Origin of the sequence: Curtobacterium sp. NPDC087082 (genome assembly GCF_044745045.1) — a bacterium.
In the GTDB taxonomy this organism is placed as follows: Bacteria; Actinomycetota; Actinomycetes; order Actinomycetales; family Microbacteriaceae; genus Curtobacterium.
Map to the genome: position 1 here is coordinate 261,235 of NZ_JBIUZN010000003.1, position 26,234 is coordinate 287,468.

At 71.1% G+C, this 26,234-nt stretch carries 26 protein-coding genes; 11 read left to right on the forward strand and 15 right to left on the reverse strand.

Annotation, left to right across the window (positions count from 1 at the left end; genetic code table 11):
* Position 1 precedes the first annotated feature (1 nt).
* Positions 2–1,306, reverse strand: a complete 1,305-nt coding sequence (locus ACIPEP_RS10255; protein WP_402717190.1) for an ABC transporter substrate-binding protein — start codon at positions 1,304–1,306, stop codon at positions 2–4.
* A gap of 148 nt (positions 1,307–1,454) precedes the next feature.
* On the opposite strand from ACIPEP_RS10255, the gene ACIPEP_RS10260 reads away from it, so the two are divergent.
* On the forward strand, positions 1,455–2,489 hold the full coding sequence (locus ACIPEP_RS10260; protein ID WP_402717191.1) for a LacI family DNA-binding transcriptional regulator: 1,035 nt from the start codon (positions 1,455–1,457) through the stop codon (positions 2,487–2,489).
* 42 nt (positions 2,490–2,531) lie between these two features.
* Here ACIPEP_RS10260 and ACIPEP_RS10265 read toward each other — a convergent pair whose 3' ends face one another.
* A complete protein-coding gene (locus ACIPEP_RS10265) occupies positions 2,532–3,521 on the reverse strand; it encodes an AraC family transcriptional regulator (protein ID WP_071295287.1) in 990 nt (329 codons plus the stop codon).
* A gap of 119 nt (positions 3,522–3,640) precedes the next feature.
* Here ACIPEP_RS10265 and ACIPEP_RS10270 point away from each other — a divergent pair, with 119 nt between their 5' ends.
* Both ACIPEP_RS10270 and ACIPEP_RS10275 read left to right on the forward strand, forming a co-directional pair.
* On the forward strand, positions 3,641–4,087 hold the full coding sequence (locus ACIPEP_RS10270; protein ID WP_070416822.1) for a MarR family winged helix-turn-helix transcriptional regulator: 447 nt from the start codon (positions 3,641–3,643) through the stop codon (positions 4,085–4,087).
* A gap of 160 nt (positions 4,088–4,247) precedes the next feature.
* Positions 4,248–4,403: a hypothetical protein gene (locus ACIPEP_RS10275; protein ID WP_156794753.1), complete on the forward strand. Its 156-nt coding sequence runs from the start codon at positions 4,248–4,250 to the stop codon at positions 4,401–4,403.
* A 72-nt stretch (positions 4,404–4,475) separates the two neighbouring features.
* Here ACIPEP_RS10275 and ACIPEP_RS10280 read toward each other — a convergent pair whose 3' ends face one another.
* The 4 genes from ACIPEP_RS10280 to ACIPEP_RS10295 all read right to left on the reverse strand — a co-directional run bounded on the left by ACIPEP_RS10280 (position 4,476) and on the right by ACIPEP_RS10295 (position 8,879).
* Positions 4,476–5,324 (reverse strand): carbohydrate ABC transporter permease, encoded by an 849-nt coding sequence (locus ACIPEP_RS10280; RefSeq protein ID WP_083295042.1) that lies wholly within the window; start codon positions 5,322–5,324, stop codon positions 4,476–4,478.
* On the reverse strand, positions 5,324–6,295 hold the full coding sequence (locus ACIPEP_RS10285) for a carbohydrate ABC transporter permease (protein WP_175473726.1): 972 nt from the start codon (positions 6,293–6,295) through the stop codon (positions 5,324–5,326). The genes ACIPEP_RS10280 and ACIPEP_RS10285 overlap by 1 nt, the downstream gene beginning before the upstream one ends.
* A complete protein-coding gene (locus ACIPEP_RS10290; protein ID WP_071303120.1) occupies positions 6,292–7,611 on the reverse strand; it encodes an ABC transporter substrate-binding protein in 1,320 nt (439 codons plus the stop codon). The genes ACIPEP_RS10285 and ACIPEP_RS10290 overlap by 4 nt, the downstream gene beginning before the upstream one ends.
* 251 nt (positions 7,612–7,862) lie before the next feature.
* The gene (locus tag ACIPEP_RS10295; protein WP_175495966.1) at positions 7,863–8,879 is read right to left on the reverse strand and encodes a LacI family DNA-binding transcriptional regulator; all 1,017 of its coding nucleotides are present in this window, start codon (positions 8,877–8,879) and stop codon (positions 7,863–7,865) included.
* A 155-nt stretch (positions 8,880–9,034) separates the two neighbouring features.
* On the opposite strand from ACIPEP_RS10295, the gene ACIPEP_RS10300 reads away from it, so the two are divergent.
* The 6 genes from ACIPEP_RS10300 (at position 9,035) to ACIPEP_RS10325 (ending at position 15,286) form a co-directional block, all read left to right on the forward strand.
* Positions 9,035–10,267: a sugar ABC transporter substrate-binding protein gene (locus ACIPEP_RS10300; protein ID WP_070416824.1), complete on the forward strand. Its 1,233-nt coding sequence runs from the start codon at positions 9,035–9,037 to the stop codon at positions 10,265–10,267.
* 62 nt (positions 10,268–10,329) lie between these two features.
* Complete coding sequence (locus ACIPEP_RS10305; RefSeq protein ID WP_402717192.1) at positions 10,330–11,280, forward strand: carbohydrate ABC transporter permease; 951 nt, start codon at positions 10,330–10,332, stop codon at positions 11,278–11,280.
* A complete protein-coding gene (locus ACIPEP_RS10310) occupies positions 11,277–12,167 on the forward strand; it encodes a carbohydrate ABC transporter permease (RefSeq protein WP_071295289.1) in 891 nt (296 codons plus the stop codon). Before ACIPEP_RS10305 ends, ACIPEP_RS10310 begins: the two co-directional genes overlap by 4 nt.
* 58 nt (positions 12,168–12,225) lie before the next feature.
* A complete protein-coding gene (locus ACIPEP_RS10315) occupies positions 12,226–13,026 on the forward strand; it encodes a ThuA domain-containing protein (RefSeq protein WP_070416827.1) in 801 nt (266 codons plus the stop codon).
* Positions 13,023–14,135, forward strand: coding sequence for a Gfo/Idh/MocA family protein (locus ACIPEP_RS10320; RefSeq protein WP_402717193.1), 1,113 nt, complete (start codon positions 13,023–13,025; stop codon positions 14,133–14,135). Before ACIPEP_RS10315 ends, ACIPEP_RS10320 begins: the two co-directional genes overlap by 4 nt.
* A 161-nt stretch (positions 14,136–14,296) precedes the next feature.
* Complete coding sequence (locus tag ACIPEP_RS10325; RefSeq protein ID WP_402717194.1) at positions 14,297–15,286, forward strand: carboxypeptidase-like regulatory domain-containing protein; 990 nt, start codon at positions 14,297–14,299, stop codon at positions 15,284–15,286.
* A 13-nt stretch (positions 15,287–15,299) separates the two neighbouring features.
* Here ACIPEP_RS10325 and ACIPEP_RS10330 read toward each other — a convergent pair whose 3' ends face one another.
* From ACIPEP_RS10330 to ACIPEP_RS10365, 8 genes are all read right to left on the reverse strand, one after another.
* Complete coding sequence (locus ACIPEP_RS10330) at positions 15,300–15,803, reverse strand: AAA family ATPase (RefSeq protein ID WP_402717195.1); 504 nt, start codon at positions 15,801–15,803, stop codon at positions 15,300–15,302.
* Positions 15,804–15,849: 46 nt separating this feature from the next.
* Positions 15,850–16,353 (reverse strand): pyridoxamine 5'-phosphate oxidase family protein, encoded by a 504-nt coding sequence (locus tag ACIPEP_RS10335; protein WP_083414033.1) that lies wholly within the window; start codon positions 16,351–16,353, stop codon positions 15,850–15,852.
* A 98-nt stretch (positions 16,354–16,451) separates the two neighbouring features.
* A complete protein-coding gene (locus ACIPEP_RS10340; RefSeq protein WP_083295043.1) occupies positions 16,452–17,294 on the reverse strand; it encodes a creatininase family protein in 843 nt (280 codons plus the stop codon).
* A complete protein-coding gene (locus ACIPEP_RS10345) occupies positions 17,291–18,655 on the reverse strand; it encodes an FAD-binding oxidoreductase (protein ID WP_402717196.1) in 1,365 nt (454 codons plus the stop codon). The genes ACIPEP_RS10340 and ACIPEP_RS10345 overlap by 4 nt, the downstream gene beginning before the upstream one ends.
* Positions 18,656–18,772: 117 nt before the next feature.
* A complete protein-coding gene (locus tag ACIPEP_RS10350; protein ID WP_402717197.1) occupies positions 18,773–19,960 on the reverse strand; it encodes an ABC transporter substrate-binding protein in 1,188 nt (395 codons plus the stop codon).
* 69 nt (positions 19,961–20,029) lie between these two features.
* Positions 20,030–20,899 (reverse strand): ABC transporter permease, encoded by an 870-nt coding sequence (locus tag ACIPEP_RS10355; RefSeq protein WP_071295296.1) that lies wholly within the window; start codon positions 20,897–20,899, stop codon positions 20,030–20,032.
* Positions 20,899–21,666, reverse strand: a complete 768-nt coding sequence (locus ACIPEP_RS10360; RefSeq protein WP_254789361.1) for an ABC transporter ATP-binding protein — start codon at positions 21,664–21,666, stop codon at positions 20,899–20,901. Before ACIPEP_RS10360 ends, ACIPEP_RS10355 begins: the two co-directional genes overlap by 1 nt.
* 37 nt (positions 21,667–21,703) lie before the next feature.
* On the reverse strand, positions 21,704–22,987 hold the full coding sequence (locus tag ACIPEP_RS10365; protein WP_402717198.1) for an amidohydrolase family protein: 1,284 nt from the start codon (positions 22,985–22,987) through the stop codon (positions 21,704–21,706).
* Positions 22,988–23,174: 187 nt separating this feature from the next.
* Between ACIPEP_RS10365 and ACIPEP_RS10370 the strand changes: the two genes are divergently transcribed.
* Positions 23,175–23,792, forward strand: coding sequence for a helix-turn-helix domain-containing protein (locus ACIPEP_RS10370; protein WP_402717199.1), 618 nt, complete (start codon positions 23,175–23,177; stop codon positions 23,790–23,792).
* Positions 23,789–24,742 (forward strand): PDR/VanB family oxidoreductase, encoded by a 954-nt coding sequence (locus ACIPEP_RS10375; protein WP_402717200.1) that lies wholly within the window; start codon positions 23,789–23,791, stop codon positions 24,740–24,742. Before ACIPEP_RS10370 ends, ACIPEP_RS10375 begins: the two co-directional genes overlap by 4 nt.
* 9 nt (positions 24,743–24,751) lie before the next feature.
* Here the strand turns inward: ACIPEP_RS10375 and ACIPEP_RS10380 are convergent, their stop codons facing one another.
* Positions 24,752–26,149 (reverse strand): amidohydrolase family protein, encoded by a 1,398-nt coding sequence (locus tag ACIPEP_RS10380; protein ID WP_402717201.1) that lies wholly within the window; start codon positions 26,147–26,149, stop codon positions 24,752–24,754.
* Positions 26,150–26,234: the final 85 nt, after the last annotated feature.

The following is a 26,234-nucleotide window of genomic DNA, read 5'->3' on the forward strand; positions in this document are numbered from 1 at the left end:
CTCAGCCCTTCGCCGCGGCCTGGTTGACGGTCGACACGATGTCCGAGACGGACCCCTTGCCGGCGAGCAGGTTGACGACGCTGGTGTTGAGCGCGTTGCCGACGTTCTGGCCGTAGAGCGTGTCGAGGTAGTTCGAGACGAACGGGGCGTCGTTGTACGCCTTGAGCACCGTGGTCAGGTACGGCTCGGTCACGACCGACTGCGCGTCCTTGTTCGCGGGGATCGAGTTGAACGCCTTGTAGTAGTTCTCCTGCACGCTCTTCGTGGTGACGAAGTTGAGGAAGTCGGTGCAGGCCTTCTTCGGGGCCTTCGCCGAGCAGGAGAGCCCGCCCACGGCGCCCATCATCGAGCCGGGCGCACCCTTGCCGCCGGAGACCTCCGGGAACGGGAAGAAGCCGAGGTCCTGCAGCGGCTTGCCGTCCGGGGTGAGCGAGGAGATCACGCCCGGGTCCCAGGCGCCCATGAGCTCCATGGCCGCCTTGTGGTTCGCGACGAGACCGGCGGAGCTGCCGGCGCCCTGCTGGGCCGAGGTGGTCAGGAAGCCGTCGTTGAAGGGCTTCGTGTCGAAGAAGGCCTTGGTGTCCTCACCGGCCTGCTTCCAGCACTTGTTGTCGAACTTCAGGTCCTGCGCGGTCTTGTTGAGTACGTTCGACGAGCAGGCCCGCAGCGCGAAGTTGTAGTACCAGTGCGCCGCCGGCCAGGCGTCCTTCGCGCCGACGGCGACCGGCTGGATGCCCTTGTCCTTGAGCTTCTGGATGTCGGCGTTCAGCTCGTCCATCGTGGTCGGCGTGCCCTCGATGCCGGCCTCCTCGAAGAGGTCCTGGCTGTACCAGATGCCCTCGGGATCGACGTTCGTCGGCATCGCCCAGGTCTTGCCGTTCAGTTCGAAGGCCTTGAACGATCCGTCGCTGATCCCGCTCTTGGCACCGGTGCCGATCGAGTCGGAGATGTCCATGAGCTGGCCGGCGTTGACCATCGCGGCCATCTTGCCGCCGCCGCGCTGCGAGAACACGTCCGGGGCGGAGTTCGAGTTGAGGGCGGTCTGGAGCTTGCCGTCCAGGTCCTCGTTCTGGATGGCCTGGATCTTGATCGTGACGTTCGGGTTCTTCGCCTCGAACGCCTTGACGGTGTCCTGCCAGAAGGCCTTGCCCGGCCCGGTCGTCGAGTTGTTCCAGAAGGTCATCGAGACCTTCCCGTCGCCGCTGTCGCCCCCGGCGGCGTCGCTGCCGGCCGAGCAGCCTGCGGCCACCAGTGCTGTCGCCCCGATCAGCGCGATGGCTGCCGTGGCACGGATCTTCCTCGTCATCGTGGATCTCCTGAAGTGTCGTCGTTGACAATCAGCGACATCGACTGCCGCTGCGGAGAGCGTGCCAGGTGCCATCGAGCCATGTCAATCGATATCGATAACGTTTTCTTTACTAATTCGGGCCACAGCTCAGCGGTACGGTGTGCACATGGACACGGCTCTCGGCATGCGTCCCGGAGCCGGCCGGGTCACCATCGCGGACGTCGCGCGCGCCGCCGGAGTGTCGATCCCCACGGTGTCGAAGGTGATCAACCAACGCGACGGCGTCGCCCCCGCGACGATCCTGCGCGTGCAGGAGGTCGTCGAGCAGCTCGGCTACGAGACCTCGCTCGTCGCACGCAGCCTCCGCAGCTCGCGGACGAACGTCATCGGCATCCTCGTCACCGAGTTCGAGCCGTTCTCGACCGAGCTCCTGCGCGGGGTGTCCGGCGCCACCACCGGCACCGGGTACGAACTGCTCGCGTACGCCGGGCTCGTGACCGGTGCCGAGCAGAAGGGGTGGGAACGCCGGTCGCTCTCGCGGTTGTCCGGCACGCTCATCGACGGCGCGATCGTGGTGACCCCGAGCACGGCGCTCTCGAGTTCGTCGATCCCGGTCGTGGCGATCGACCCGCACACCGGCCCCGAGGGGCACGCCACGGTCGACTCCGACAACGAGGCCGGGGCCGTCCAGGCCGTCGAACACCTCGTCGCGCTCGGGCACACCCGGATCGCGCACCTCCGGGGTCGTCCGGACCTGGCGTCGGCACAGCTGCGCGAGGCCGGCTACCGACGCGCACTGGCGGCAGCGGGCTTGTCGGTGGACGAGTCACTCGTCCGCGACGGCGGCTACCAGGAGGACCGCTCGGCCGAGGTCGCCCGCGACCTGCTCGCCGGACCGGAGCGTCCGACCGCGGTGTTCGCGGCGAACGACTCGTCGGCGGTGGGTGTGCTCCGCGCCGCAGCCGAGCTCGGACTCCACGTGCCCGGGGACCTGTCGGTGGTCGGGTTCGACGACGTGCCCCAGGCCGCGACCACCACGCCGCCGCTGACCACCGTCGCACAGCCCCTCGTCGAGCTCGGCTCGCGGGCGGTCGAGATGCTCCTGACGATGCTGCGCGGCGAGCCGACGTCGGACCACGTCCGGCTGGCGACGACCCTGCGCGTGCGCCGGAGCACCGGACCGGCGCCCGCGGACCGCTGACACCGCGCGGCGGACCGCACCGTCATCGCCGCACCGCGACCGTCAGCGCCGCAGTGTCTGCTTCGGGTACTCCCCGAACCGCTCCGCGTACGCCGCCGAGAACCGCCCGAGGTGCGCGAACCCCCACCGGCGCGCGACGTCCCCGACCGCCCCGGCGAGCGGATCGGCGTCGAGCAGCTCGGCGCGCACCCGGTCGAGGCGCACCTGCCGCAGGTACGTCAGCGGGGACACGTCGAACACCCGACGGAACGACTCCTGCACCGAGCGCACGCTCAACCCCGACGCGGCCGACAGGTCGCCGATCGTGACGGGCTCCGCGGCGTGGTCGTGGACGTACTCGACCGCGGCACGGAGACGGGCGTTGCGCGGTTGCCCGAGCACCCCGGGCAGGTCGTCGAGCTTCGGCGGGAACATGTCGAGGAAGACCTCGGCGGCGGTGACCTTGGCGGTCTGCCAGGCGACGGAGTCCGTGCCGCCGACGCGCAGCGACCGTGCGAGCGCCGTCAACGCCCCCTGCCAGCGCCGCGCCGTCTCGGACCCCGGCACGTGCCGGTCGTCGAAGCGCAGCGCGTGGTCGCCGACGTCGGTGCGCGTCACGGCGACCCGGCGGACGAACGCTCGGTCGAGGTGCACGACCCGCTGGTCGTAGTCCGCGGTGCGGAAGGCGTAGTCGTGGTCCGGCGGGAAGAGTGCCGGGGCGTCGAGCGGCAGGGCGTACCGCTCCCCCAGCCGTTCGATCTCGGCGGTGCCGGAGCTGATCCAGGTCACGACGTAGTCGCCACCGGCCGGCACCACCCCGGAGAGGGCGCCGCGCAACTGCGACCGGCGGATGGTCACCTCGGCGTCGCCGATCGCCGTGTACCGGTAGTCGAACGGCGCGTCGGTCAGCCGCGCGACCCACTGCGTGCCGCCGTAGACCGCGCCGAGGTCCCGCACGGCGTCGTCCGGGTGTCCGCCGGACACCTCGAACCGGACCGTCGCCGGCGTCGTGGTCTGCCCCTCGGCGAAGTCGTCGGTCAGCGGGTCGGCCATGCGTACCCCCACGCCTTGGATGTCCAGATCCCGCGGTCCCCCTCGTTATCTGGATACGCTGTCCCGGTGAGCGCGGCGTATCGTTGCGCGGAACCGATGCGCACCGAAGGGGCGACCGCGTGAGTGAGATCGACCTGACGGCCGCCATCACCCGGCTCGAAGCCGCGATGGGAGCGCTGCGGGGACGACTCCGCGAGCGGATGGACGTCTCCGGCTCGGACCTGACGGTGCTGCAGTTCGTCGCCCGCGCCGAGGCCGCCGAACGCAAGGTACGGGTCAAGGACCTCGCGTCGCACCTCGGCCTGAGCGGCCCGGCCGTCACCGGCACCGTCGACCGACTGGAGCGTGCCGGGCACCTGTGCCGCGTGCCGAACCCGGACGACGGCCGGAGTCGCTACATCGAGCTGACCCCCGAGACCGAGCGTGCCTACGCGACGGCGATGGACAGCACGAACGAGCATCTGCACGAGCTGTTGTCCTCCTTCACGGAACGGGAGCGGGCGAAGTACGTCCGGGTCATCGACCGGGTCATCGAGGCGCTCGAGTTCGGCGCCCCGTCCCCTTGACGGCAGAGTACGGGCGCGGGCGGACGCACCTCGAACGTTTGTCCACCAAGCGCAGTTAGGTAACTTCCCTACCTATCTTGCCGGACGGACGGGCCACGCACCCGTACCGTCACGATCGGATGCCCCCGATCGGGGGCACGACCACGAGCGGGGAGGAACCATGGGCAAGTACGAATCCCAGCAGGGCGTCGACCCGGTGCGCATCGAGACGTTCCGTCGGATGCGCAAGCGATGGAAGTACGGCGAGCTGCAGGACGGTGCCGGCCTCTACGAGGACTTCTTCACGGACACCGCCCGCGACCCGCGTCGCCGCTGACGACGGGTCGCGATCGGACGGGAGGCGCGTGGCGGGTCCGCCACGCGCCTCCCGTCCCGTTCCGGGCCCGGCTCAGCCCTTCACCGCGCCCGACGTCAGGCCGGACACGATCGACCGGCGGAACACCAGCACGAGGATGACGATCGGCACCGTCGCCGCCACGCTCGCCGCGAAGATCTGGGCGAACGGCACGGTGAACTGCGTCCCGAACAGGGCGATCCCGACCGGGATCGTCCGGAACGAGTTCTCGCTGTTGAACGTCAGCGCCATGAGGAACTCGCTCCACGACGCCGTGAACGTGAACACCCCGACCGTGAAGAGCCCCGGCTTCGCCATCGGCAGGATCACGGAGAGCACCGTGCGCCAGGCTCCGGCACCGTCGATCTCGGAGGCCTCCTCGATCGTCGAGGGGATCCCGACCAGGTAGTTCCGCATGATCCAGATCGCGAAGGGCAGGTTGAACGCCACGTACGGCACGATCAGCCCCGGGTAGGAGTTCAGCAGTCCGAGGTTCCGCTCGAGCAGGTACAGCGGGGTCAGCACGGCGATCGCCGGGAACACCGAGAGCATGAGCAACGAGGTCATGATCGCCGTCCGCCCGCGGATCCACCGCCCGGCGAGCGCGTAGCCGGCGAGGAACGACAGCGCGAGCACGATCACCGTCGTCGACACCGACACGATGACGCTGTTCACCATGTACTGGCCGAGCGCGTTGTCGCGGAAGGCCACCACGAAGTTGTCGAGGGTGAACGACTGCGGGAAGGCGGTGGGCGGCGACTGCCCGATCTCGGACGCCGGCTTGAGCGACGTCGACACGAGCCAGTACAGCGGCAGCGCGGTGAGCACCGCGATGACGACACCACTGACGTTGACGGTGTTGACCCACTTCCGCCAGCCCTTGCGGACGCGTTGACGGGGCATCAGGCATCCCCTCCCTTCGCCTGGTTCCGGAACGCCCGGAGGAACAGCAGACACCCCGCCGCGACGATGATCGCCGTGGACGTCGCGATCGCCGCACCGGGGCCGATGTTGATGTCCTGGAAGAGCACCTTGTAGCCCATGATCGCGAGCGACTGGGTGGCGGTGCCCGGACCGCCGTTCGTCAGCACGAACGGCAGGTCGAACACGCCGAACGCCTGCAGGATGCGGAACAGCACCGCGATCGTCAGGGTCGGCGTGAGCTGCGGGAGCACCACCCGCCAGAACGTCTGCCAGGTGCTCGCGCCGTCGAGCTCGGCCGCCTCGTAGTGGTCCTCGGAGATCTGCACGAGCCCCGCGAGCAGGATGATCGCCACGAACGGCGTCGTCTTCCAGATGTCCGCGACCATCAGCCCGGTGATCGCGGGCACCGGTTCGCCGAGGATCACCGGGGCCTCGCCGAAGAGCCCGAAGAACCAGGTCGCGACGCCGTACGTCGAGTCGTAGATGTACTTCCAGAGCTGCGCGTTCACGATCGTGACGAGTGACCACGGGATGAGCATCAGCGCCAGCATCCAGCCCCGGGTCGCCCCGAGCCGCTCGAGCACGAGGGCCACGAGCATGCCGAGCACGAGTTCGACGAACACCGTCACGACCGTGTACAGCACGGTGAACCCGAGCGCCCGGTACCAGTCCGCGCTCTGCAGCAGGGCCGCGTAGTTGCCGAGGCCGAACGACCGGATCGTGAACCCCTCGTAGCCGACCTCGACGTCCGCGAAGCTCAGGACGATCGAGTAGACCACCGGGAAGATCGTCACCGCTGCGACGACGAGGAGCGCCGGGGCCGCGAAGCCCCACGCGCCCCGCGCACGGATGCGGTCGAGACGCGACCGCCCGCTGAGGCGGGGCGGCGGGTCGAGGCGACCCGCGCCTCCTGGACGGGTCGACGACCGCGTCGCGGTGCCGGCGCTCACAGTGCCTCACCCTTCAGGGCCAGCGCGATGGCCGACGCCATCGTGCTCGTGCCGCCGTCGACGGACGCCTGGCCGCCGAGGATGCTGTTGCCGTTCTGGTAGACGCCCTGCGAGACCTTCGGGTAGTAGGCCGTCGACGTCGGACGGGGCACGAGCGTGATGCCCGCGGCGGTGTCGTACGTCGGGCGCTGCTGGCGCTTCGCGTCCTGGCTCGTGAGCGACTCGCTCCGGGCCGGCAGGACGCCGCCCTCGCGGGTGAGGAACTGCTGCGCCGTCTCGCTCGACATCCAGCTCGCGAACGTCAGTGCTGCTGCCGGCTGCTGCGTGTGCGGGTTGATGTAGTTGCCCCACCCGCCGATGGTCGAGTGGTGCTCGTCCTGCCCGTCGAACGTGGGCCGCGCGGCGAGTCCGACCTTGCCGGCGACCTGGCTGTCCGGCCCGTTCGCGATGCCCCACGCGTACGACCAGTTGCGGAGGAACGCCGCTCGGCCGCCCGAGAACGCGTCGTTCGTGTCCTGCTCCTGGTACGTCAGGGTGGCGCGCGGGCTGGCGCCGTCGGTGATCAGGGACCGCATGAACTCGAACGCACGTTTCGTCTCCGAGCTCGTGGTCTCGGGTCTCGTCAGGTCGTCGTTGAGCAGCGAGCCGCCGGCGTCCGCGACGAACTCGGTGACGTTGCAGGTGAGGCCCTCGTACACGTCGCCCTGGAACGCGAACCCGTAGCTGACGTCGCCGGTGTCGACGAGCTTCGCCGCCGTCTCGCGCACTTCCTCCCACGACCTCGGGACCTGCAGGGAGTGCTTGGCGAGCAGGTCCTTCCGGTACAGGAAGAACGACTCGTCGATGTAGAGCGGGAACATGTAGTACGTGCCGTCGACGCTCGCGGCCTGCCGGAGCCCCTCGGGGAACTGGTCGAAGAAGTCCGCGCCGACGAGCTCGTTCACCGGGGTCGCGAGCTTGTTCTTCGCGAACTGCCCGGGCCACGCGACGTCCCCGAGGTAGACGTCCGGGGTGCTGCTGCCCGCGGCGATCTGGGTCGTCAGGCTGGTGCGGTTCGTGTCGGTGTCGCTCGGGGCGCTCACGATGCGCACCCGGATGTTCGGGTGCTCCTTCTGGAACTCGGCGATGAGTCGGCGCCGCAGGTCGCCGCCGTCCTTCGATGCCACCTGCCCCGCCCACCAGCTGATCGTGACGTCACCCTCGGGCGGGTCGGTCGGCCACTCCTGGACCGTGGTGCGCTCGGGTCGGGTGGAACAGCCGGCGAGCAGCAGCACCCCCGCTCCCCCGAGCAGGAACATCCTGCGGTCGATCGCCATCCCGTCCTCCTCGACGTCCCCTGGTGCGAACCTGTACGTCCACACAACCAACGCACCCTGGGTGCCCGGTGGGTGCGGCGGACGGGAGGCGCGGTGCGGGGCCGACCCGCGCCTCCCGTCCGTCGGGTGGTCGCGTCCGCGCGCGGCGACGCCCCGAGACTCGGCCATGCGGATACATTCGCGGTGTCGGAGCCGCGAACGTGTCCGCCCGGGCGAGACTCGGCGAGCGCCCCGCGCGCCCTGCGCGCCGGTCAGGCGGGCGCGGGCGCCGTCGACTCGGCCGTGCGGAGTGTGCACGGCAGCAGGAAGTGCGGCAGCTCGTCGGACTTCCCGTCGAGCTGGTCGATGAGCGCGTCCGCCGCACGGGTCCCGAGCTCGCGCCCCGGAGCCACCATCGTCGACAGCCGCGGGTAGTGCTGGTCGGCGTTGGCCTCGGACGAGGCGATGCTGAGCACCGAGACGTCCTCCGGTACCCGGCGCCCGGCCGCGTACAGGCCGACGAGCAGCCCGGCGGAGGAGTCGTCCTTCATCACGAGCACGGCGGTCACGCCGGGGTCGAGCGCGAGCATCTCGCTCGCCGCGGCACGTCCGCCGTCGCTCCCCGGACCCGCGGTGACCACGGTGCCGCCGAGTCCCCGCGTGGCCGTCACCTGCCGGAAGGTGGCCTCGGCGCGGAGGTGCGGCGCGTAGCCGGCCATCGGCGTGCCCTCGAGGTCCTCGAGCACGAGCGCGAACCGCCGGTGCCCGAGGGACTGCAGGTGGTCGATGCTCGACTCGATCGTGGTCTCGAAGTCGATGTCGACGAACGGCAGACCACTGCTGTCCCGGGTGCGGCCGATGAGCGTGAACGGGACGTCGAGCGCGGTGAGGACGGCGACGCGGGGGTCGTCCATCCGCACCTCCATGAGGATCACACCGTCCACGAGCCCCCCGGAGACGAGGTCGTCGAGGTCGTCGCCGGCGGGGTCGACCGGCCAGAGCACGAGGTGGTAGCCGCGCTCGGACGCCCGCTCGGCAGCGCTCATGAAGAACTGCGAGGTGGTCGGGCTGAAGCGGTTGCCGGTGGTCGGGAACAGCAGCGCGATGATCCGGGTGCGGCGGCTCGCGAGCGCCCGTGCGACGACGTTGCCGCGGAACTTCAGCTCGCGCATCGCCGCCTGCACGCGGGCGGTCGTCGCGGGGGTGACGTACTTCGTGCCGTTCACGACGAAGGACACGGTGGCGATCGACACACCCGCCCGATCGGCGACCTGCTGCATCGTGGCCATGCCGCTCAGCCTACCGTCCGGGATGCGAAAAAAGCGCTTTACAGGTGAAGCGCTTTTCTGTTAGCTTCTCGCCCCAAGGAACACAGCGACGATGACGTCAGCGGATTCGTGGTTGCGCGCCTGCCCCCTGCATCCGTCAAGAGAAGAGCTCTGCAATGAAGCAAAGATTCCCCTCCCCGTCGCGCCGGACCCGCGCCCTCGTCGGCGCGGTCGCCGTGCTCGCCACGATCCCCCTGGTCCTCACCGGGTGCTCCGGTTCCGGATCGGCCTCGTCCGGCGGGAGCAAGGCCCTGACGATCGAGGACTACTACGACGCGACCTACAACCCCGTGTACAAGCAGTGCGCGAAGGAGGTCGACGCGACGGTCACGATCAACCACGTCGCCGGTGCCGGTCTGATCTCGAAGGTGCTGCAGCAGGCATCCTCGCGGACCCTGCCCGACGTGCTCATGCTCGACAACCCCGACGTGCAGCAGATCGCGGCCTCCGGGGCGCTCTCCGACCTCAGCGACTACGGCCTCAGCGCCGAGGGCGACGTCCCCGGCGTGAAGGCGGCGAGCACCTACAAGGGCAAGCTCTACGGCCTGCAGTCGAACACGAACTCCATCGCGCTCTACTACAACAAGAAGCTGCTGGCGGACGCCGGCGTGCAGCCCCCCAAGACCTGGGACGAGCTGAAGGCCGCCGCGAAGAAGCTCACCTCCGGGTCCACGTACGGCTTCGCGATGAGCAACATCAACACCTACGAGGGCACCTGGCAGTTCCTGCCGTTCTTCTGGTCGAACGGCGGTGACGAGAAGGACATCGCGACGCCCGAGGCCGCGCAGGCCCTGCAGCTCGTCGAGGACCTGCAGAACGACGGCTCGATGTCGAAGAGCTCGATCAACTGGGCCCAGGCCGACGTGAACAGCCAGTTCCTCGCCGGCAAGGCCGCGATGATGATCAACGGCCCGTGGCAGCTGCCCGCCCTGAACGCGAAGAAGGGCCTCGAGTTCGACAGCGTGCCGATCCCGACCCGCACCGGCTCGGAGACCGTCGCACCGCTCGGCGGCGAGGCGTTCACCGTCCCGCAGACCGGCGACAAGGACAAGATGCAGCTCGCCGCCAAGTTCGTCGGGTGCCTCCACTCGGAGAAGACGCAGAAGGCCCTCGCCGAGGTGAGCGGCAACGTGCCGACGAACCTCGAGGCCGGCGCCGCATGGGCGTCCGACCACCCGCAGGTGGCCTCGTTCGTCACGACCGTGAAGACCGCCCGGGCCCGCACCGGTGAGCTCGGACCGGACTGGCCCAAGGCCGCGACGAAGATCTACACCGCCGTCCAGCTCGCCCTGACGGGCAAGGCCGACCCCGAGGCAGCGCTCGAGCAGGCGCAGTCCCAGAGCCAGTAGTGCACGAGGGAGCCGGCCACCCGGCCGGCTCCCTCCCCACCCTCGGAAGGAGCGGTTCCGGCATGAGCGCCACGACAGAGACCCGACCACGGACCCAGGCGTCCGTCCCACCACCACGACCCGGCCAGCGCCGCGCGCGCATGCGCATCGGGATCACCCGATGGCTCTTCGTCATCCCGGCCGCACTCTTCGTGGCCGTGTTCTTCGGCTACCCGGTCGTGAAGAACATCATCATGTCCTTCCAGGACTACACGACCAAGACCTTCTTCACGGGCGAGGCCCCGTGGGTCGGGCTCGGCAACTACATCCAGGTGTTCCAGAGCTCGGTCTTCGCGACGAGCGTCGTGAACACCGCGCTGTTCACCGCCGGCTCGATCATCCTGCAGTTCGTGATCGGCCTCGCCCTCGCACTGTTCTTCCGGCGGCACTTCCCGCTGTCGGGGTTCCTGCGCGGACTCCTCCTCCTGCCGTGGCTGCTCCCGCTGATCGCGTCCAGCGCGGTCTGGAAGTGGCTCCTCGACCAGGACAGCGGCGCGCTCAACCAGCTCCTCGGCGTGGTCGGCATCGCACCGGTGCCGTGGCTGGTCAGCCCGAGCCTCGCCCTCATCGCCGTCATCGGCGTGAACGTCTGGCTCGGCATCCCCTTCAACACGACGATCCTCTACAGCGGACTGCAGTCCGTGCCGCCGGAGCTCTACGAGGCCGGCGCGCTCGACGGCGCCACGGGCTTCAAGGCGTTCTGGTACATCACCTGGCCGAGCATCCGGAGCGTGGTGAGCGTCGTGATCGTGCTCGGGGTCGTCTACACGCTGAAGGTCGTGGACATCATCCTCGGCCTCACCGGTGGCGGCCCGGCGAACTCCACGCAGACCCTGGCCACGAACGCCTACCACCAGTCCTTCATCAACTTCCAGTTCGGCATCGGAGCCGCCGTGAGCAACGTGCTCATCGTCGTCTCGTTCGTCTTCGCGATGGTCTACATCGCGATCTCCAGGAAGGCGGTCGACGAATGAGCGTCGGACTCGCGAACCAGACCGTCACCGCCACCCGGGCGATCACCACGAAGCGCAGTGCACGGGTCCCCGGACCGAAGCGCGGCGTCAAGGGCATCCCGCTCACGATCCTCGGCTGCGTGTTCCTCGCGATCATGGTGTTCCCCGTCTACTGGATGGTGAACACGAGCCTGCAGGCCACGTCCGGGGCCGCCACCGCGACCTGGTTCCCGTTCTCCCCCACCTTCCGCGGGTACGAGACGGCGTTCGCCCAGCAGGGGCAGAACTTCCTGTCGAGCATGATCATCGGCCTCGGCACCGTCGTGCTGACCCTGGCGATCGCGACCCCGGCCGCCTACGGGCTGGCTCGGTTCAAGATGCGCGGCACCCGGGTGTTCCTGCTCGTGCTGCTCATCACGCAGATGATCCCGGCGATCGTCATCGCGAACGCGCTCTACACGCTGTTCAACAACGTCGGGCTGCTGAACAGCTACATCGGGCTGATCCTGGCCGACAGTGCGGTCCAGGTGCCGTTCGCCGTGCTGCTCATGCGTGCGTTCATGGAGTCGATCCCGCCGAGCCTGGTCGAGGCCGCGCTCGTCGACGGGGCGAACGACTTCCGGGCGTTCGTCTCGATCGTCCTGCCCATCAGCCGGAACGCCATCGTCACGGCGGCGCTCTTCACGTTCCTCGGCGCCTGGGGTGACTTCCTCATCGCGCTCACCCTGACGTCGACGACCGCGGTCCGGCCGATCACGCTCGGCATCTACAACTACATCGGTTCGAACGTCACCGACTGGGGGCCCGTCATGGCGACGTCGGTCCTCGCGTCGCTGCCGGCGGCCGTGCTGCTCATCGTCGCCCAGCGGTACATCTCCGCCGGCGCACTCGGCGGCGCCGTCAAGTGACGGCAGCCCACGCCGGGCGGCCGGCGACGACCACGAACCCCAGCCAGAAAGGCACACCATGACCACCACCCCGCTGCGCATCACCGTCTGGGGCGAGAACGTCCACGAGCAGGTCGAGCAGCACGTCGCCGAGCGGTACCCCGACGGCATGCACGGCGCCATCGCCGACGGCATCCGCGAGAACCTCCCGGACGCCGTCGTCCGCACCGCCACGATGCAGGAGCCCGAGCACGGCCTCACCGACGAGGTCCTCGCCCAGACCGACGTCCTCACCTGGTGGGGCCACGCCGCACACCAGGACGTGGACGACGCCGTCGTCGACCGCGTGCACAAGCACGTCCTGTCCGGCATGGGCCTCGTCGTGCTGCACTCCGGCCACTGGTCGAAGATCTTCGGGAAGCTGATGGGCACGACCTGCACGCTCCGGTGGCGCAGCGAGCACGACCAGGAGCTCGTCTGGACCGTGAACCCGCAGCACCCCATCACGCGCGGCGTCCCGAACCCGATCGTCATCCCCGAACAGGAGATGTACGGCGAGTACTTCGACGTCCCGACCCCCGACGAGCTCGTGTTCATCTCGGGCTTCACCGGCGGCGAGGTGTTCCGGAGCGGCATGACCTACCGCCGCGGCCTCGGGAAGATCTTCTACTTCTCCCCCGGCGACCAGGACTTCCCCGTGTACCACCACAAGGACGTCCGACGCGTGATCGCGAACGCCACCGAGTGGGCGCGGCCGGAGCGTGAGCGGGAGATCCCGACGCTGCGCCGGTACGACCTCGGCGAGTACTTCGACGGCCAGCACTACCGCGGCCCGTTCGACGACGCACCGGTCGAGGAGCACGAAGGGGCACAGGCATGACCCTCCGCGTCGTGCAGGTCGGCGCCGGCGGCATGGGCCGCGCCTGGCTCGCCACCGTCGCGGCCGACCCTGACGTCGAGCTGGTCGGCATCGTCGACCTCGACCTCGACGCCGCCCGGGCCGGAGCCGCGGTCGCCGGCGACCCGACGATCCCCGTCGGCACCGACCTCACCGCCCTCGCCACCGAGACCGGTGCCGAGGCCGTCCTCGACATCACCGTCCCGGTCGCGCACCACCCCGTCACGCTCGAGGCCCTCCGCGCCGGACTCCCCGTCCTGGGCGAGAAGCCCGCGGCGCAGACGGTCGCCGAGGCACTGTCGCTCGCGGCCGCCGCCGAGGCCACCGGCAAGCTGTTCATGGTGTCGCAGTCCCGGCGGTACAACGACCACCTCGTCGCCTTCCGGCAGCACGTCCGTGGGCTCGGCGGCGTCGGCGGGCTGAGCACGCGCTTCGCCAAGGCCCCGCACTTCGGCGGCTTCCGCGAGGAGATGGACGACGTCCTCCTGCTCGACATGGCGATCCACGCGTTCGACTCCGCGCGCTACGTGCTCGAGCGGGACCCGATGTCGGTGTACTGCGAGTCGTGGAACCCGTCGTGGTCCTGGTACCGGGGCGACGCCGCGGCCGCCGCGGTCTTCACGTTCGAGGACGACGTCCGCTACGTGTACGACGGCTCGTGGTGCGCACCGGGTGCCGAGACCTCGTGGAACGGCGACTGGCGCGCCTCCGGACCCGCGGGCACGGCGCTGTGGGACGGCGACCACGACCCGTGGAGCGACCTCGACGGCGCGCCGGGCGCACCGGACGCGGCCCCGAGCGTCGGCAACGAGATCGCCGGTGCCCTCGCGTCCTTCGTCCGTGCGGTCCGCTCCGGCGAGCGCCCCGACGGCGAGGTGCACGGCAACGTGATGAGCCTCACGATGGTGGACGCCGCGATCGCGTCCGCCCGCACCGGGCGGCGCATCGTCATCGACGAGGTCCTCGAGCAGGCCCACGCCACGGCGCTCGAGGTCGAGCAGGACGAAGCCATCCGCGAGCGGCTCGTGTCGTGGGGGTCGGTGCGCAGCGCGCTCGCGACGGGGTCGCCGGACACGGCCGCGCTCGGCTGAGCGACGCTGGCGGTCCAGGAGGCGCGGTGCGGCTCTCGACGCGACCGTCACGCTGGGCGCGGTGCGGGTCGGACCCGCACCGCGCCTCCTGTGCGTCCCCACCGCGCGCAGGACGCGTACAGTCCACCGCACACGCGACAGGCGGGCGATCGGGGAACGCGATGCGACAGATCATCGGGACGACACTCATCGTGGCGCTGGCAGCGGCCGCGCTGATCGGTGTGGCGCCGCCGGCGAACGCGGCCGGGTCGGGCACGATCGCCGTGCAGCTCGCGACGCCGGACGGCACCCCGATCCGGCTGGCGGACGTCGAACTCGCCGCGATCGGCACCGACGCCGTCGTCGGGACCGCCACCACCGACGTCGACGGCACCGCGACGTTCGCCGGCATTCCCGCCCCGGACACCGTGACGGTGACCACACGGCAACTCCCGCCGCACGGAACGGACACCTACGCCCCCGGACTCCGTTCGGACATCGCGGTCCGCGGTGGCACGACGGTCGCGGTGACCGTGCCGCTCGTCCGTGGCGCCACCGTGCAGGGTGGGGTGGTCGGCCCCTCGGGTCCCGCTGCCGGACGGCTGATGTACGCGTGGAACGAGGACACCTCGCAGGTGTTCCGGACGACCTCGGACAGCGCGGGACGGTACCGGTTCCTCGGGTTGAGCACCGGTCAGTACCGCATCGAGGCGTACGCCAGTGGCACGGCGTCGCCCGCCGTGTGGAAGACGCGGGTCTACCAGCAGCGGGGGACGCTCCCGGCGTCGCAGGTGACGTTGTCGCAGCACTACGCGCACAGCGACTACGACCTGGCCGTCTTCGCGAGCACGGCGTCCCGCACCCCGTCGCCGCAGCTCAGTGGCGCGCGCGTCGTGGTGACGGAGGCGACGAGCGGAGCGTCGTTCTCGACCCGGTTCTCGACGCTGCTCGACGACGAGCAGACGGCCCAGTTCCAGATCCCCTCCGGGCAGTACGTGGTCGAGCTCCGGACGACGGCGACGACCACGACGCCGGCGGGTTCCCTGTGGCTCGGCCGTCCGGGCGGCGTGTACCGGTACGTGACCGACCGGGCGCAGGCCGTTCCGGTGAAGGTCGTGTTCGGCGGGTTCAACGGGTGGGGTGGAACGGTGCCGGAGGCGGCGTCGCGCTGACCGGCGACGTTCCTCAGCCGGACGCGCTCGCGGACGACGCGATGGCGATCAGGTCGGACACCACCTCGTGCAGCGGTCGAGCCGCGTCGAGTTCGTGCGTGCATCCGGCGCGGAGGAGCGGCTCCACCTCGACGAGATCCGCCTCGATCATGCGGCGCTCGAGCGCGGTCTTCCCGTAGGGGTTCGTCGTACGGCGCGCGACCCGATCGAGCATCACCTCGAGCGGAGCGCTCAGGAGCACGATCGCATCGAACCGGTCGTAGAACTCGGACTGGTTCCGGACGCACCCCTGGACGAAGAGCGACCGGTCTTCCGCCGCGTCGAGGAGCCCGGAGATCTTCGCCTCGACCCACATCCACTCGCCCTGGTGCGCTTCGTCGGGTGGATCCGGCAGCGCCCGGTACTCGCGCCACCCGGGATCATCGGTGTCCACGACCCGGTAGCCGCGCGTGGCGAGCTCGATCAGCGCGGACGACTTCCCGGTTCCCGACATCCCGGTGATCAGCACCTTCGACACAGCACCACACTAGGACCGCACGAGCCTCCGGCGGTCCGTCGCGCGGTCACCCCGGCCAGGACTCCCGCGACCACGACCCGTCCGGGCGCCGGTGGTAGGCGAGCCGGTTGCTCGCCGCGTCCGTCGCCCCGCGCCAGAACACCATCCGCACCGGTGTGAGTGCGAACCCCGCCCACGTGCTCGGCGGCTCGAGGTCCGTGCCGGCCCGTTCGCGGCCGAACGCCGCCCAGGCCTCGCGGCGCCGGGCCGGTGTGTCCGCAGCGGACGCGTGGTCGTTGACCCAGGCGAGCACCTGCAGGTACCGCGTCCTGGCCGCGTAGGCCGCACGGGCCTCGTGGTCGGAGACGGGCGCCACGTCACCGACCACGACGAGCTGTCGCGCGGCCTCGGGCCAGTGCAGGGTCACCGCGGCACGGGGCACCGCCGCGAGTTCGGCGGCCTTGCGGCTGCGCGAGTCGGTGTGGAAGTGCAGGCGCTCCCCGTCGAACAGGGAGAGCAGGACCGTCCGGGCGTCGGGGTAGCCGTCGAGCCCGACGGTGGAGAGGGTCATGGTCGGACCCGGGGCGTCTGCCGCGGCGGGGAGCCACGATGCCGCGAGGGTCAACGGGTCCGTCGGCACGGGCTCATCGTCGACCCCTCGCGGCACGGTCACGAGACCGCAGCGTCGGCGGGGCGGGCCACCGCAGGACGGCTCACCGCCGGGTCGAACCGTGCGATCTCGTGCAGCGACGCCACGGCCTCGGCGACGGAGTGCTCCCAGAGGACGGCACCGTACGACGCCGTCGCCCGGCTGGCGTCGCCGACGACCCCGGGGGTCCCGAAGTCGTCGGACAACCACCCGAACGACACCGGGCCGCCGTTGAAGGCGATCTTCTCGAAGCCGGCGATGTGCTCCGGCACCCATCGCTCCGCGAGCGACATGTCGACCAGGTCCGGGCGCAGGTGCAGGATCATCGACGTCTCCGCGGCGCCGCCGTGGATCCCCAGCCCGAGCTCGTCCGCGTCCTCGCCGTCCGGGCCGGGGACACGGGCGAGGGTCGGCATGAGGAAGGTCTTCAACCCGTAGCGCTTCCGGATCTCACGCAGGGCGACCTGCAGCAGGGCGACGTTGCCGCCGTGCCCGTTGGCGAACACCAGGGTGCCGGCACCGGTGAGGGCGACCGCGCGACCGATCTGCACGGCGGTGTCGAACATCGTGTCGCTGTCGAGCCACACCGTGCCGGGCGCCCAGCTGTGCTCGTCGGACTTCGTGAACGACAGCGTCGGGAGCTGCCAGACGTCCAGCCCCTCCGCGGCCGCCTGCTCGACCGCCGCCCCGCCGATGTGCTCGGCGAGCAGGTGGTCGGTCAGGAGCGGCAGGTGCGGGCCGTGGTGCTCGACGGCGCCGGTGGGCTGCACGACGATCGTGTCCGGCCCGAAGCCCGCCGCGACGGCCGGACCGGACAGTTCCGCGAGCCGACGCGAGCGGACCGTACTCACTCCGGCGCTCACTTGCCGAATCCCGGGACGACGGGCTGCGCGGACGCGGTGGAGCCACCGCTGACCACGAGCGACGGGTCGATGACGTGCCCGGGGTTGAGCAGCCCCGCGGGGTCGGTGCGCTGCTTCAGCGCCACGAGCTCCTCGACGCCGTGGTCGACGTAGTACTGGTGCGGGCTGTGCACCCGGACGCCGAGTTCGCGGAGCGCCGGGTAGCCGGCGTAGACGTCCTCGGCCCCGGTGTACGGCGCGGTGAGCATCCCGATCGGTCCGACGTGCGCGGCCTCGATGTGGAGCCTGCCGCCGGGGTAGACGGCCTCGACCTCGGCGATCCGGTCGATGAGCGCCTCGCCGCCGACCTCGACGTGGAAGTACTCGGTGTCGCTCGTGTTCCGCTTCAGCCACCAGATCGGGTGGTTGTACGACAGCATCGACACCTTCGTGGTCTGCTGCAGGCCCTCGCGGACGTCCAGGACCTCACCGCCGGCGGCCTCGATGCGTGCCCGCGCCTCGTCGAGCACGACGTCGTCGATGATCGCTCGCAGGCTCGCCCGGTCGTCCGGGATGGCCAGGTCGGACGGCAGCGTCGCGGCGATCTCGGCACGGTCGGCGCTGACGAGCCGCGGCACCGGGTCGAGTCCGCGCAGCGTGCGGACGGCGACGAGCGCGTCCTCGAAGGTGGGGAACGCCGCGTAGACGGCTCGCCACTCCTGCAGCGGCTCGAGCCGGACGGTGGCGCGGGCGATGACGCCGGCGGTGCCGTAGGTGTGCACGAACGGCTGCGCCTCGTCACCCTCGACGTGCAGCAGTTCGTCGGCGCCGGGGAGCGCGACGTCGAGCGCCGTGACGAAGCCCTGCCAGTTCGACCCGTGCGCGATCGACCCGGTCCCGCCGGAACCACCGGACAGGAAGCCGCCGATGGTCGACTGGGCGGTGGACGGGTACATCCAGAGCTGCTGGCCCGTGGCGGCGGCCGCCTGCTCCAGGGCGACCATGGACGCGCCGGCCTCGGCGGTGATCCAGCCGTCGCCGACCTCGACGACGGCGCGTGCCCGCGACGTGTCGAGGACCAGGCCGCCGTGCAGCGGGATGCCCTGGCCGTAGTTGCCGGTGCCCTTCCCGCGGGTGGTGACGGGGACGCCGTGCCGGACCGCGGCCTGCAGGGTGGCGGCGATGTCGTCGGCGCTTGCCGGCGACGCGACGAGGTCGGCGAGGCCGAGGGGCAGCTGCTCGCTGAGGATGGGACTCATGGTGGCCTCGTCGACGGAGGCGCGGGCCCGCGTGCGCTCGTCGGCGCTCACGCCGCGCTCACCGAGCAGTGCGACGAGCTCGGCGCGCAGCGCCTCGACGGAGGTGGGGGTGACGGTGGTCATGCTCACTCCTGGTGGGTGGGTGGTGCGGGGACGACGGACGGGAGGCGCGGGGCGGCGTGGCACCGCGCCTCCCGTCCGCTTGTTGGTCGGCTCCCGTTCGACGGGAGCCGACCGGTGTCAGGAACCCAGACCGATGGACTTGTCGAGGAACTCGTTCGTGTACAGGTCGGAGGGCTTCAGGCCGCTCTTGACGTCACCGGTGCCGGCGAAGACGGGCGTCGCCTTGGCGATGAAGTCCTGCATGCGCTGTTCGTCCATCGACCCGATGTAGCCGTCGGTGTCCTTCGCCAGGCCGAGCTTCACCATCTGGGCCGCGGCGAACGCGCCGACCTTCGAGTCGTAGGTCCAGCCGTTGTTGTACTGCTGCACGAGCTTCGTGATGAGGTCGTTCGTGGCGCCCGGGGACTTCAGGTAGTCCACGTCGGCCTGCTGCATGACCGGCACGAGCTTCTGCAGGCACGGCTCGAGCTTCTCCAGGTCACCGGTGCGGACCGACATCGCCTCGGGGTAGGGGTTCCACCCCGTGCTCGAGACGAGCGCGTAGTCGACCTTCTTGCCCCAGGCCGCGACCTGGTTCTGGTAGATGTACGGCTCGGCGGTCGCGAAGCCCTGCTGGGCGTCCTTGCCGCCTGCGGACACGAACTTCGACGGGGTGCCGTCGTAGCTGCCGTCGAGGACCTTCTTCGGCAGGATCCCGGACTGCTCCAGGTAGGTCATGTACGCGGCACCGTTGAAGTAGCGGACGACGCCGCCGTCCTTCTCGAGGGCCTTGCCGAGGCCCTTGATGCTGTCGACCTCCGGGTACGTCTTCGGGTCCCACATGATCGACATCGGGGACTGGTCGTTCTCGGCGAACACCGCCGTGGTGGGCAGGTTGCCGGAGAACTGCACCTGCTCGTCCGTGGACATGTACCCGAGGGTGATGTCCTTGTCCTGGTACATCTGCGACGCGACCTTGGTGTAGCCGATCGCCGGGCCGCCGGCACGGATCTCGAGCTTGACGCCCGTGCTCTTGCCGTTGGCGTAGAGGTCGCCGGTGACGGTCTTGCCGGAGGAGTCGATCACCGGGTTCGGGCCGAGCATCTGGTAGAGGTGGCCGTGCTCGCCCTCGGGGTTCCAGTCGGTCTGGACGACGACGGTCGCGGGGCACGCGCCGGCGAGGTCGACCTTCGGCCCGGAGGCGGTCGACGAGGTCGCGGCGGTCGTCCCGGTGCTGCCGGACGACCCCGCCGCGCAGCCGGTGAGGGCGATGGCGGTGGCGGCGAGGGCGGCGGTGGCGACGCCGAGGCGGGAGGTGGTGCGCATGGAGGCTCCGTTCGTGGTGCGGGTCTCGTGGTGCTGTGGTGGGAAGGGGTGTGGGTTCTGGGGGGGGGATCAGCTGAAGTCGTGCCAGCGGCCGACGGCCAGGCGGCCGATCAGGCCGAACACGAGGAAGACGGCCACACCGTAGAGCGAGGCGATCAGGATGGTCGCGTACAGCTCGGGGCCCATCAGGCGCGATGCGGTCACCTGGATGAGGACGCCGAGCCCGGGGTTGCCGCGCTGGAAGAACTGGTCGCCGACGATCGCCCCGATGACGCTCAGCCCGGCGGAGGTGCGCAGGCCGACGAAGATCGACGGCAGCGCGGCGGGGAACTGCAGCTTCACGAGCTGGGCGAACCGGCCGGCGCGCTGCAGCTGGAACAGCTCACGCTGCGCGCGGTCGGCGGACTGCAGCCCGAACAGCGTGTTCGACACCATCGGGAACAGCGCGATCATCACGGTGACGATCACGCGGCTGACGAACTCGTAGCCGAACAGGGCGCCGATGAGCGGCACGAGGGCGAGGATCGGCACGCACTGCAGCACCACCGCGTACGGGTACAGCGAGTTCTCGAGCCACTTCGCCTGCGCCATCGCCATCGCCCAGACGACGCCGATCACGATCGCGAAGCCGAGGCCGGTGAGCGAGACGACGGTGGTGCGTCCGAGGGCGGACCAGAGGTCGGAGCCGAACGTGGACGGCGACCCGTCCGGCATCGTCGGCGCGACGATCGCCTTCGCCACGAGGTGCGGGTACGGCACGAGGAAGGCCAGGCCGCGGACGTGGTCGTAGTACGCGGCCGCGGCGTACCAGATGCCGACGAGCACGGCGAGGACGACGACGGGCTGCCACCACGCGATGCCGCGGCGGGCCCGAGGAGCGGCGCGACGGGCCGCGGCGCGGACCGCGCGGGTCTCGGCGGCCTCCTGCAGGGTGACCATCAGCGGTGTCCTTCCCGGAGCGCGTGCGAGACCTCGCCGACCAGTTCGGCGAACTCGGGTGTGAAGCGGATGTCGGGGTCGCGGGGCATCGGGAACGGCACGTCGAACCGGCCGACGATGCTGCCGGGGCGCCCGGACATCACGATCACCTCGGTGGAGAGGTACACGGCCTCGGACACGGAGTGCGTGATGAAGAGCCCGGCGAACTGCTGCTCGACGAAGAGCCGGAGGAGCTCGTCGTTGAGGCGTTCGCGGGTGATCTCGTCGAGGGCGCCGAACGGCTCGTCGAACAGGAAGAGCTCCGGGTCGAGGGTGAGCGACCGGGCGAGCGAGACCCGCATCCGCATGCCGCCGGACAGCTGCTTCGGCAGGTTCGTCTCGAAGCCGTTCAGGCCGACGAGCTCGATGGCGTGGGCGGCCTTGGCGGCTCGCTCGGCCTTCGGCACGTGTCCGAGCTCGGCGAGCAGCTCGACGTTGCCCTGCACGGTGCGCCAGGGCAGGAGCGTGGCGTCCTGGAAGACGTAGCCGATGCGGTCGGCCGCGACACCGGCCGAGCCGTCCGACGCGGTCTCGAGGCCGGAGGCGATGCGGAGCAGCGTGGACTTGCCGCAGCCGGACGGGCCGACGACCGAGACGAACTGGCCGCGGTCCACGGTGAGGTCGACGCCCTGCAGGGCGATGGTGCCGTTCGGGAAGGTCATCTCGACGTTGCGGAAGTCGAGCAGCGTGTCCGTCGTGGCGACGGGTGGCGGGGCGGTGGTGGTCACGATCACCTCGGGTTCTCGGTGCGGGCGGGCGGAGGGGTCAGGCGGGGACGGCGGCCGCGGCTGCGGCCGGCGCGGCGACGGTCCGTCGCACCTCGGTGCGGGCGACGAGTCGCCCGCGGGACAGGACGATGCGGTCGGCGGGGGCGTTCGCGACGGCGTCGGTGACGCTCGTCGCGGCCACGGCGAGCAGGTCGGCGCGCCGCCCGGGGACGGGACCGGCGGCCGGGAGGCCCATCACGCTCCGGGCGGTGTCGCTCACCATCGCGTACGCCTGGTCCGGCGTCACGTGGCCGGCGGAGACGAGCAGCGATGCGGTCTCGAAGGCGTCGCTCCGGCCGACCGGGTTGAAGGGGTCGCGGACGTTGTCCGCGCCGGCGGCGACGCGGACGCCGGCGTCGAGGAGCGCCTGGATGGCGGTCAGTCCCCGCGGCGTGGCGACCGGGTACTGCCAGCCCTGCAGGTACAGGTTCGTGATCGGGAGCGTGATCACCCCGAGGTCGGCTGCGGCGACGTCGGCGACCACCTCGGCGAGCCGCTCCGGCCCCAGGGTGCCGAGCCGGACGCAGTGCCCGGCGGAGTACTGCCGGTCCCGTCGCAGCGAGCGGGACGCCCGGGCGTAGTGGTCGAGGGTCACCGGGCCGTCGAGGCTCTCGTCGGCGTGCAGGTCGACGCCGAGGCCCCGTCGGTGGGCGATGGCGAGGAGTCGGTCGACGTCCGCGAGGGGGTCCTCGGCGAGGTGCGGGGCGCCGCCGACCAGGTCCACGCCGAGGTCGAGCACCGCCTCGACGTGCTCGTCGGGGGCGAGCGGGCCGGCGAGGGCGACGAGCTCGATGTCCATCAGGCCGGCGAGTTCGTCGCGGACCTGCACGAGGGCACGGGCGCCGCGCAGGGCCTGCTCCGTGGTGGCGGGCCGGTCCGCCGCGCTGTGCCGGCCGCTGAGGACGTCGACGTGGCTCCGGATGGCCGTGGTGCCGGCGGCGAGCAGGGTGAGGGCGGCGGTCCGTGCCCGGTCGGCGATGTCCTCGACGGTCATGGTCGTCGCGTGCGCGGTCCACGAGGCGATCGCGGCACCGAGGTCGCCGAGCGGCGGCCGGATGACGTCGGCGCTGAGGGCCTTGTCGAGGTGGGCGTGCGGTTCTGCCGGTGCGGTCAGGAGCAGCCGGCCGCCGAGGTCGATCGTCTCCTCCGCCGGCGCCGCGAGGGTGCCGGCCGGGGCCACGGTGGAGACGGTCTCGCCGTCGATCGCGACGTCGACCGACCGGCCGTCCGGCAGCAGCGCGGAGCGCAGGAGGGCGATCGGGCGGGGCACTGACGAGTCCATCCGGAGCCTCTCGATCGTGTGTGAGAATGTTGATCGCATCAACATCTCCGATGCTAGGGCGGCAGTGTTTCCCTCTCGTTTCGAGGCGGTTGCCGTGTGTGACGCCCGCCCCGACGCGACCGGGAGCGGGAACGAGCGTTCCGGCCGAGCGGTCGGGACGGCCCCACCGAGGACGAGAGGAGCGCGCGTGAGCACCGGCAACACCACCGAGACCGACCGCGTCGTCGACGACCAGACCCAGCGGATCGGTGAGCACATCCGTGCCCGTCGACGCGCCGCACGACTGACGCTCGTCCAGGTCGCCGAACTGACCGGGCTGTCGCACCCGTTCCTCAGCCAGGTCGAGCGCGGGCACTCCCGCGCCAGCATGGTGTCCCTCGAGAAGATCGCCGCGGCGCTCGGCACGACCCAGGTCGAACTGCTCGCCGCCGGTGCCCCCGAGCGACCGGAGCACGAGGTCCGCCTGCCCGAGGTGATCCGTGCCGGCGAGGGCGCCCGCGGACCGTTCTCGAGCGGCGAGGCCCGGCTGCTCGTGCACGCCGGCCCGCACGCGTTCGAGCCGCTGGAGTGGGTCGGCGACAACACGGACCTCGGCGAGTACTTCGAGCACCACGAGGACGAGTTCCTCACCGTGCTCGCCGGCCGCGTGCACCTCGACCTGCGCGGACGGGAACCGCTCGACCTCGGACCCGGCGACTCGGCGTACTACCGCGGCGGCACCGGCCACCGGTGGTGCAGCGCGGACGGCAGCCGCTTCCACATGATCGTGGTCAAGGAGACCCCGCGCGCCGGAGCGATCGCGTGAACGCCGTGCCGGAGCGTCGGCGGCTGCGCGTCGCCGCCCGCCACGAAGTCGCCACGGACGTCGTCGCACTCGACCTGGCCCCGGTCGACGGTCCGGCATTGCCGGACTGGGAACCCGGAGCGCACGTCGACCTCGAGGTCTCCCCCGGGACCGAGCGCCAGTACTCGCTCGTCACGACGACCGCCGACGGGCACTGGCGCATCGCCGTGCTCCGCGAGCCCGACGGCCGCGGCGGATCGGTCGCCGTGCACGAGGGGCTGGCGGTCGGCGACGAGGTCGTGGTGGCCGGGCCGCGGAACCACTTCGGCCACGACCCGGCGCGCCCCGCGGTCTTCGTCGCCGGGGGCATCGGGATCACGCCGATCCGGTCGATGATCGCCGCCGCCGAACGCGCCGGCACCCCGTGGGAGCTCCACTACGCGGGGCGGTCCCGCGACCGCATGGCGTTCGTGCACGAGCTCGTCGCCGCGCACCCCGACCGGGTCGTCGTGGCGGCGGCCGACGAGGGCGTCCGGCTCGACGTCGACGCGCTCCTCGCCGCACCGCGCGACGCGGTCGTGTACTGCTGCGGGCCGCGCGGGCTCATGGACGCGGTCGAGGCCGCCGCCGCGCACTGGCCGGCGGCCAGCGTCCGCGTCGAGCGCTTCGAGCCCGCCACGGACGTCGACGCCCCCGGCGAGGCCTTCGAGGTCGAGCTCACGGTCACCGGCGTCACCGTGACGGTGCCAGCCGACCGGACCCTGCTCGAGGTCGCGGAGGACGCCGGCGCCTTCGTGCTCTCGTCCTGCCGGGAGGGCACGTGCGGCACCTGCGAGACCCCCGTGCTCGAGGGCGCGGTCGAGCACCGGGACACCGTGCTCAGCCCCGAGGAGCAGGCCGACGACCGCACCATGATGGTCTGCGTGTCCCGAGCCCGGCGCGGCTGCCCGCGACTGGTCCTGGAACTCTGACCGGACGGACTACGGACGCTCGGTGCCGTCGAGCGGGCCGCCGGTGAGCGCGGACAGGCGCTCCAGCCCCGCTTCGGCCACGAGCTGCCGGGCGAGCGGACGCGCCCGTTCGACCGCCTCACGCACGTCCACCCGGGTGACGTCGCCGTCCGCGACGCTCAGCTCGCCGTCCACCCAGACGTCGCGGACCTCGCGGCTGCCGGCGACGAAGACCACCGCCTGGTAGGGGTCGTGGACGTTCGCGAGGGTCGGGGAGTCGCCGTCGAGGACGACCAGGTCCGCGCGCTTGCCCGGCTCCAGCGAGCCGATCTCGTCCTCCATGCGCAGGGCACGGGCGCCGCCGATCGTCCCCATCTCGAAGGCCTCGCGGGCACTCATCGCGGTGGCCTGCAGGTCCCGCACCCGAGCGAGCAGCGCGGCCGTCTTCATCGCCTGCAGGAAGTCCTGGGAGTCGTTCGACGCCGGGCCGTCGACCCCGATGCCCACCGGGACGCCGAGCGCACGGAGTTCCGCGATCGGGGCGATGCCGCTGGCGAGGATCCCGTTCGCGACCGGGTTGTGGGCCACGCCGACGCCGTTGGCCGCGTACCGCTCCCGGTCCTCGCGGTCCACCCAGACGCTGTGCGCGGCGATCACCGGGACCTGGAACATGCCCGTCGCCTCGGCGTGCCCGATGGCCGTCCGTCCGGTGCGCTGCCGGGCCGCGGTGACCTCCTCGCGCACCTCGTGGAAGTGCACGTGCACGCCGTGGCCGCCGGCGACCGCGTAGTCGACGTGCTCCTGCCAGGTGTCGTCCGTGTACCGCCCGATCGACGAGACGCCGACCCGGAACGTGCTGTACCGGCTGGCGGCGGCGGCCTCGCGCAGGGCCTCGAACTCCTCCAGGATGGGCGTCGCGCCGAAGTCGCGGTCGACGTCGCCGGAGCCGAACGACACGACCCCGCGCAGCCCGAGGTCCTCGAGCGCCTGCACCACACCAGGTGTCGCCGGTTCGTCCGGCACCGGGTCGGCGCAGAACATGTCGTTCGCCGTCGTCACCCCGCTCCGGAGCAGCTGGATGCCCTGCAGCACCGTGCCCGCGTACGCCTTGTCCCGGGTCATCACCGGGTTGACGCGCCCGATCAACGCCGTGAGCCACTCCCACAGCGTGTACTGCGAACCGATCCCCGTGATGAGCCCCTCGCTGAAGTGGCCGTGGGTGTTCACGAAGCCGGGCGTGACGATGTCGTACGCACCGCCGCGCACCGGCGCGTCCGGGTGGGCCGCGGCGAGGTCGGCGTACGTGCCGACCGCGGCGATCCGGTCGCCGTCGAGGAGCACGGCTCCGTCGCGGATCGCGGCGGGCGTGGCAGCGCCGTCGGGTACTGCGGTGAGCACCCATCCGGCGCGGATCAGGGTCTGCGTCATGGGGCGAACCTACGGTCCGCGTGTTCCCCGGGTGTTTCCGCCCGGTTACCCCGCGATGCCGACCGAGGGTCCTGGAACGCCGGGA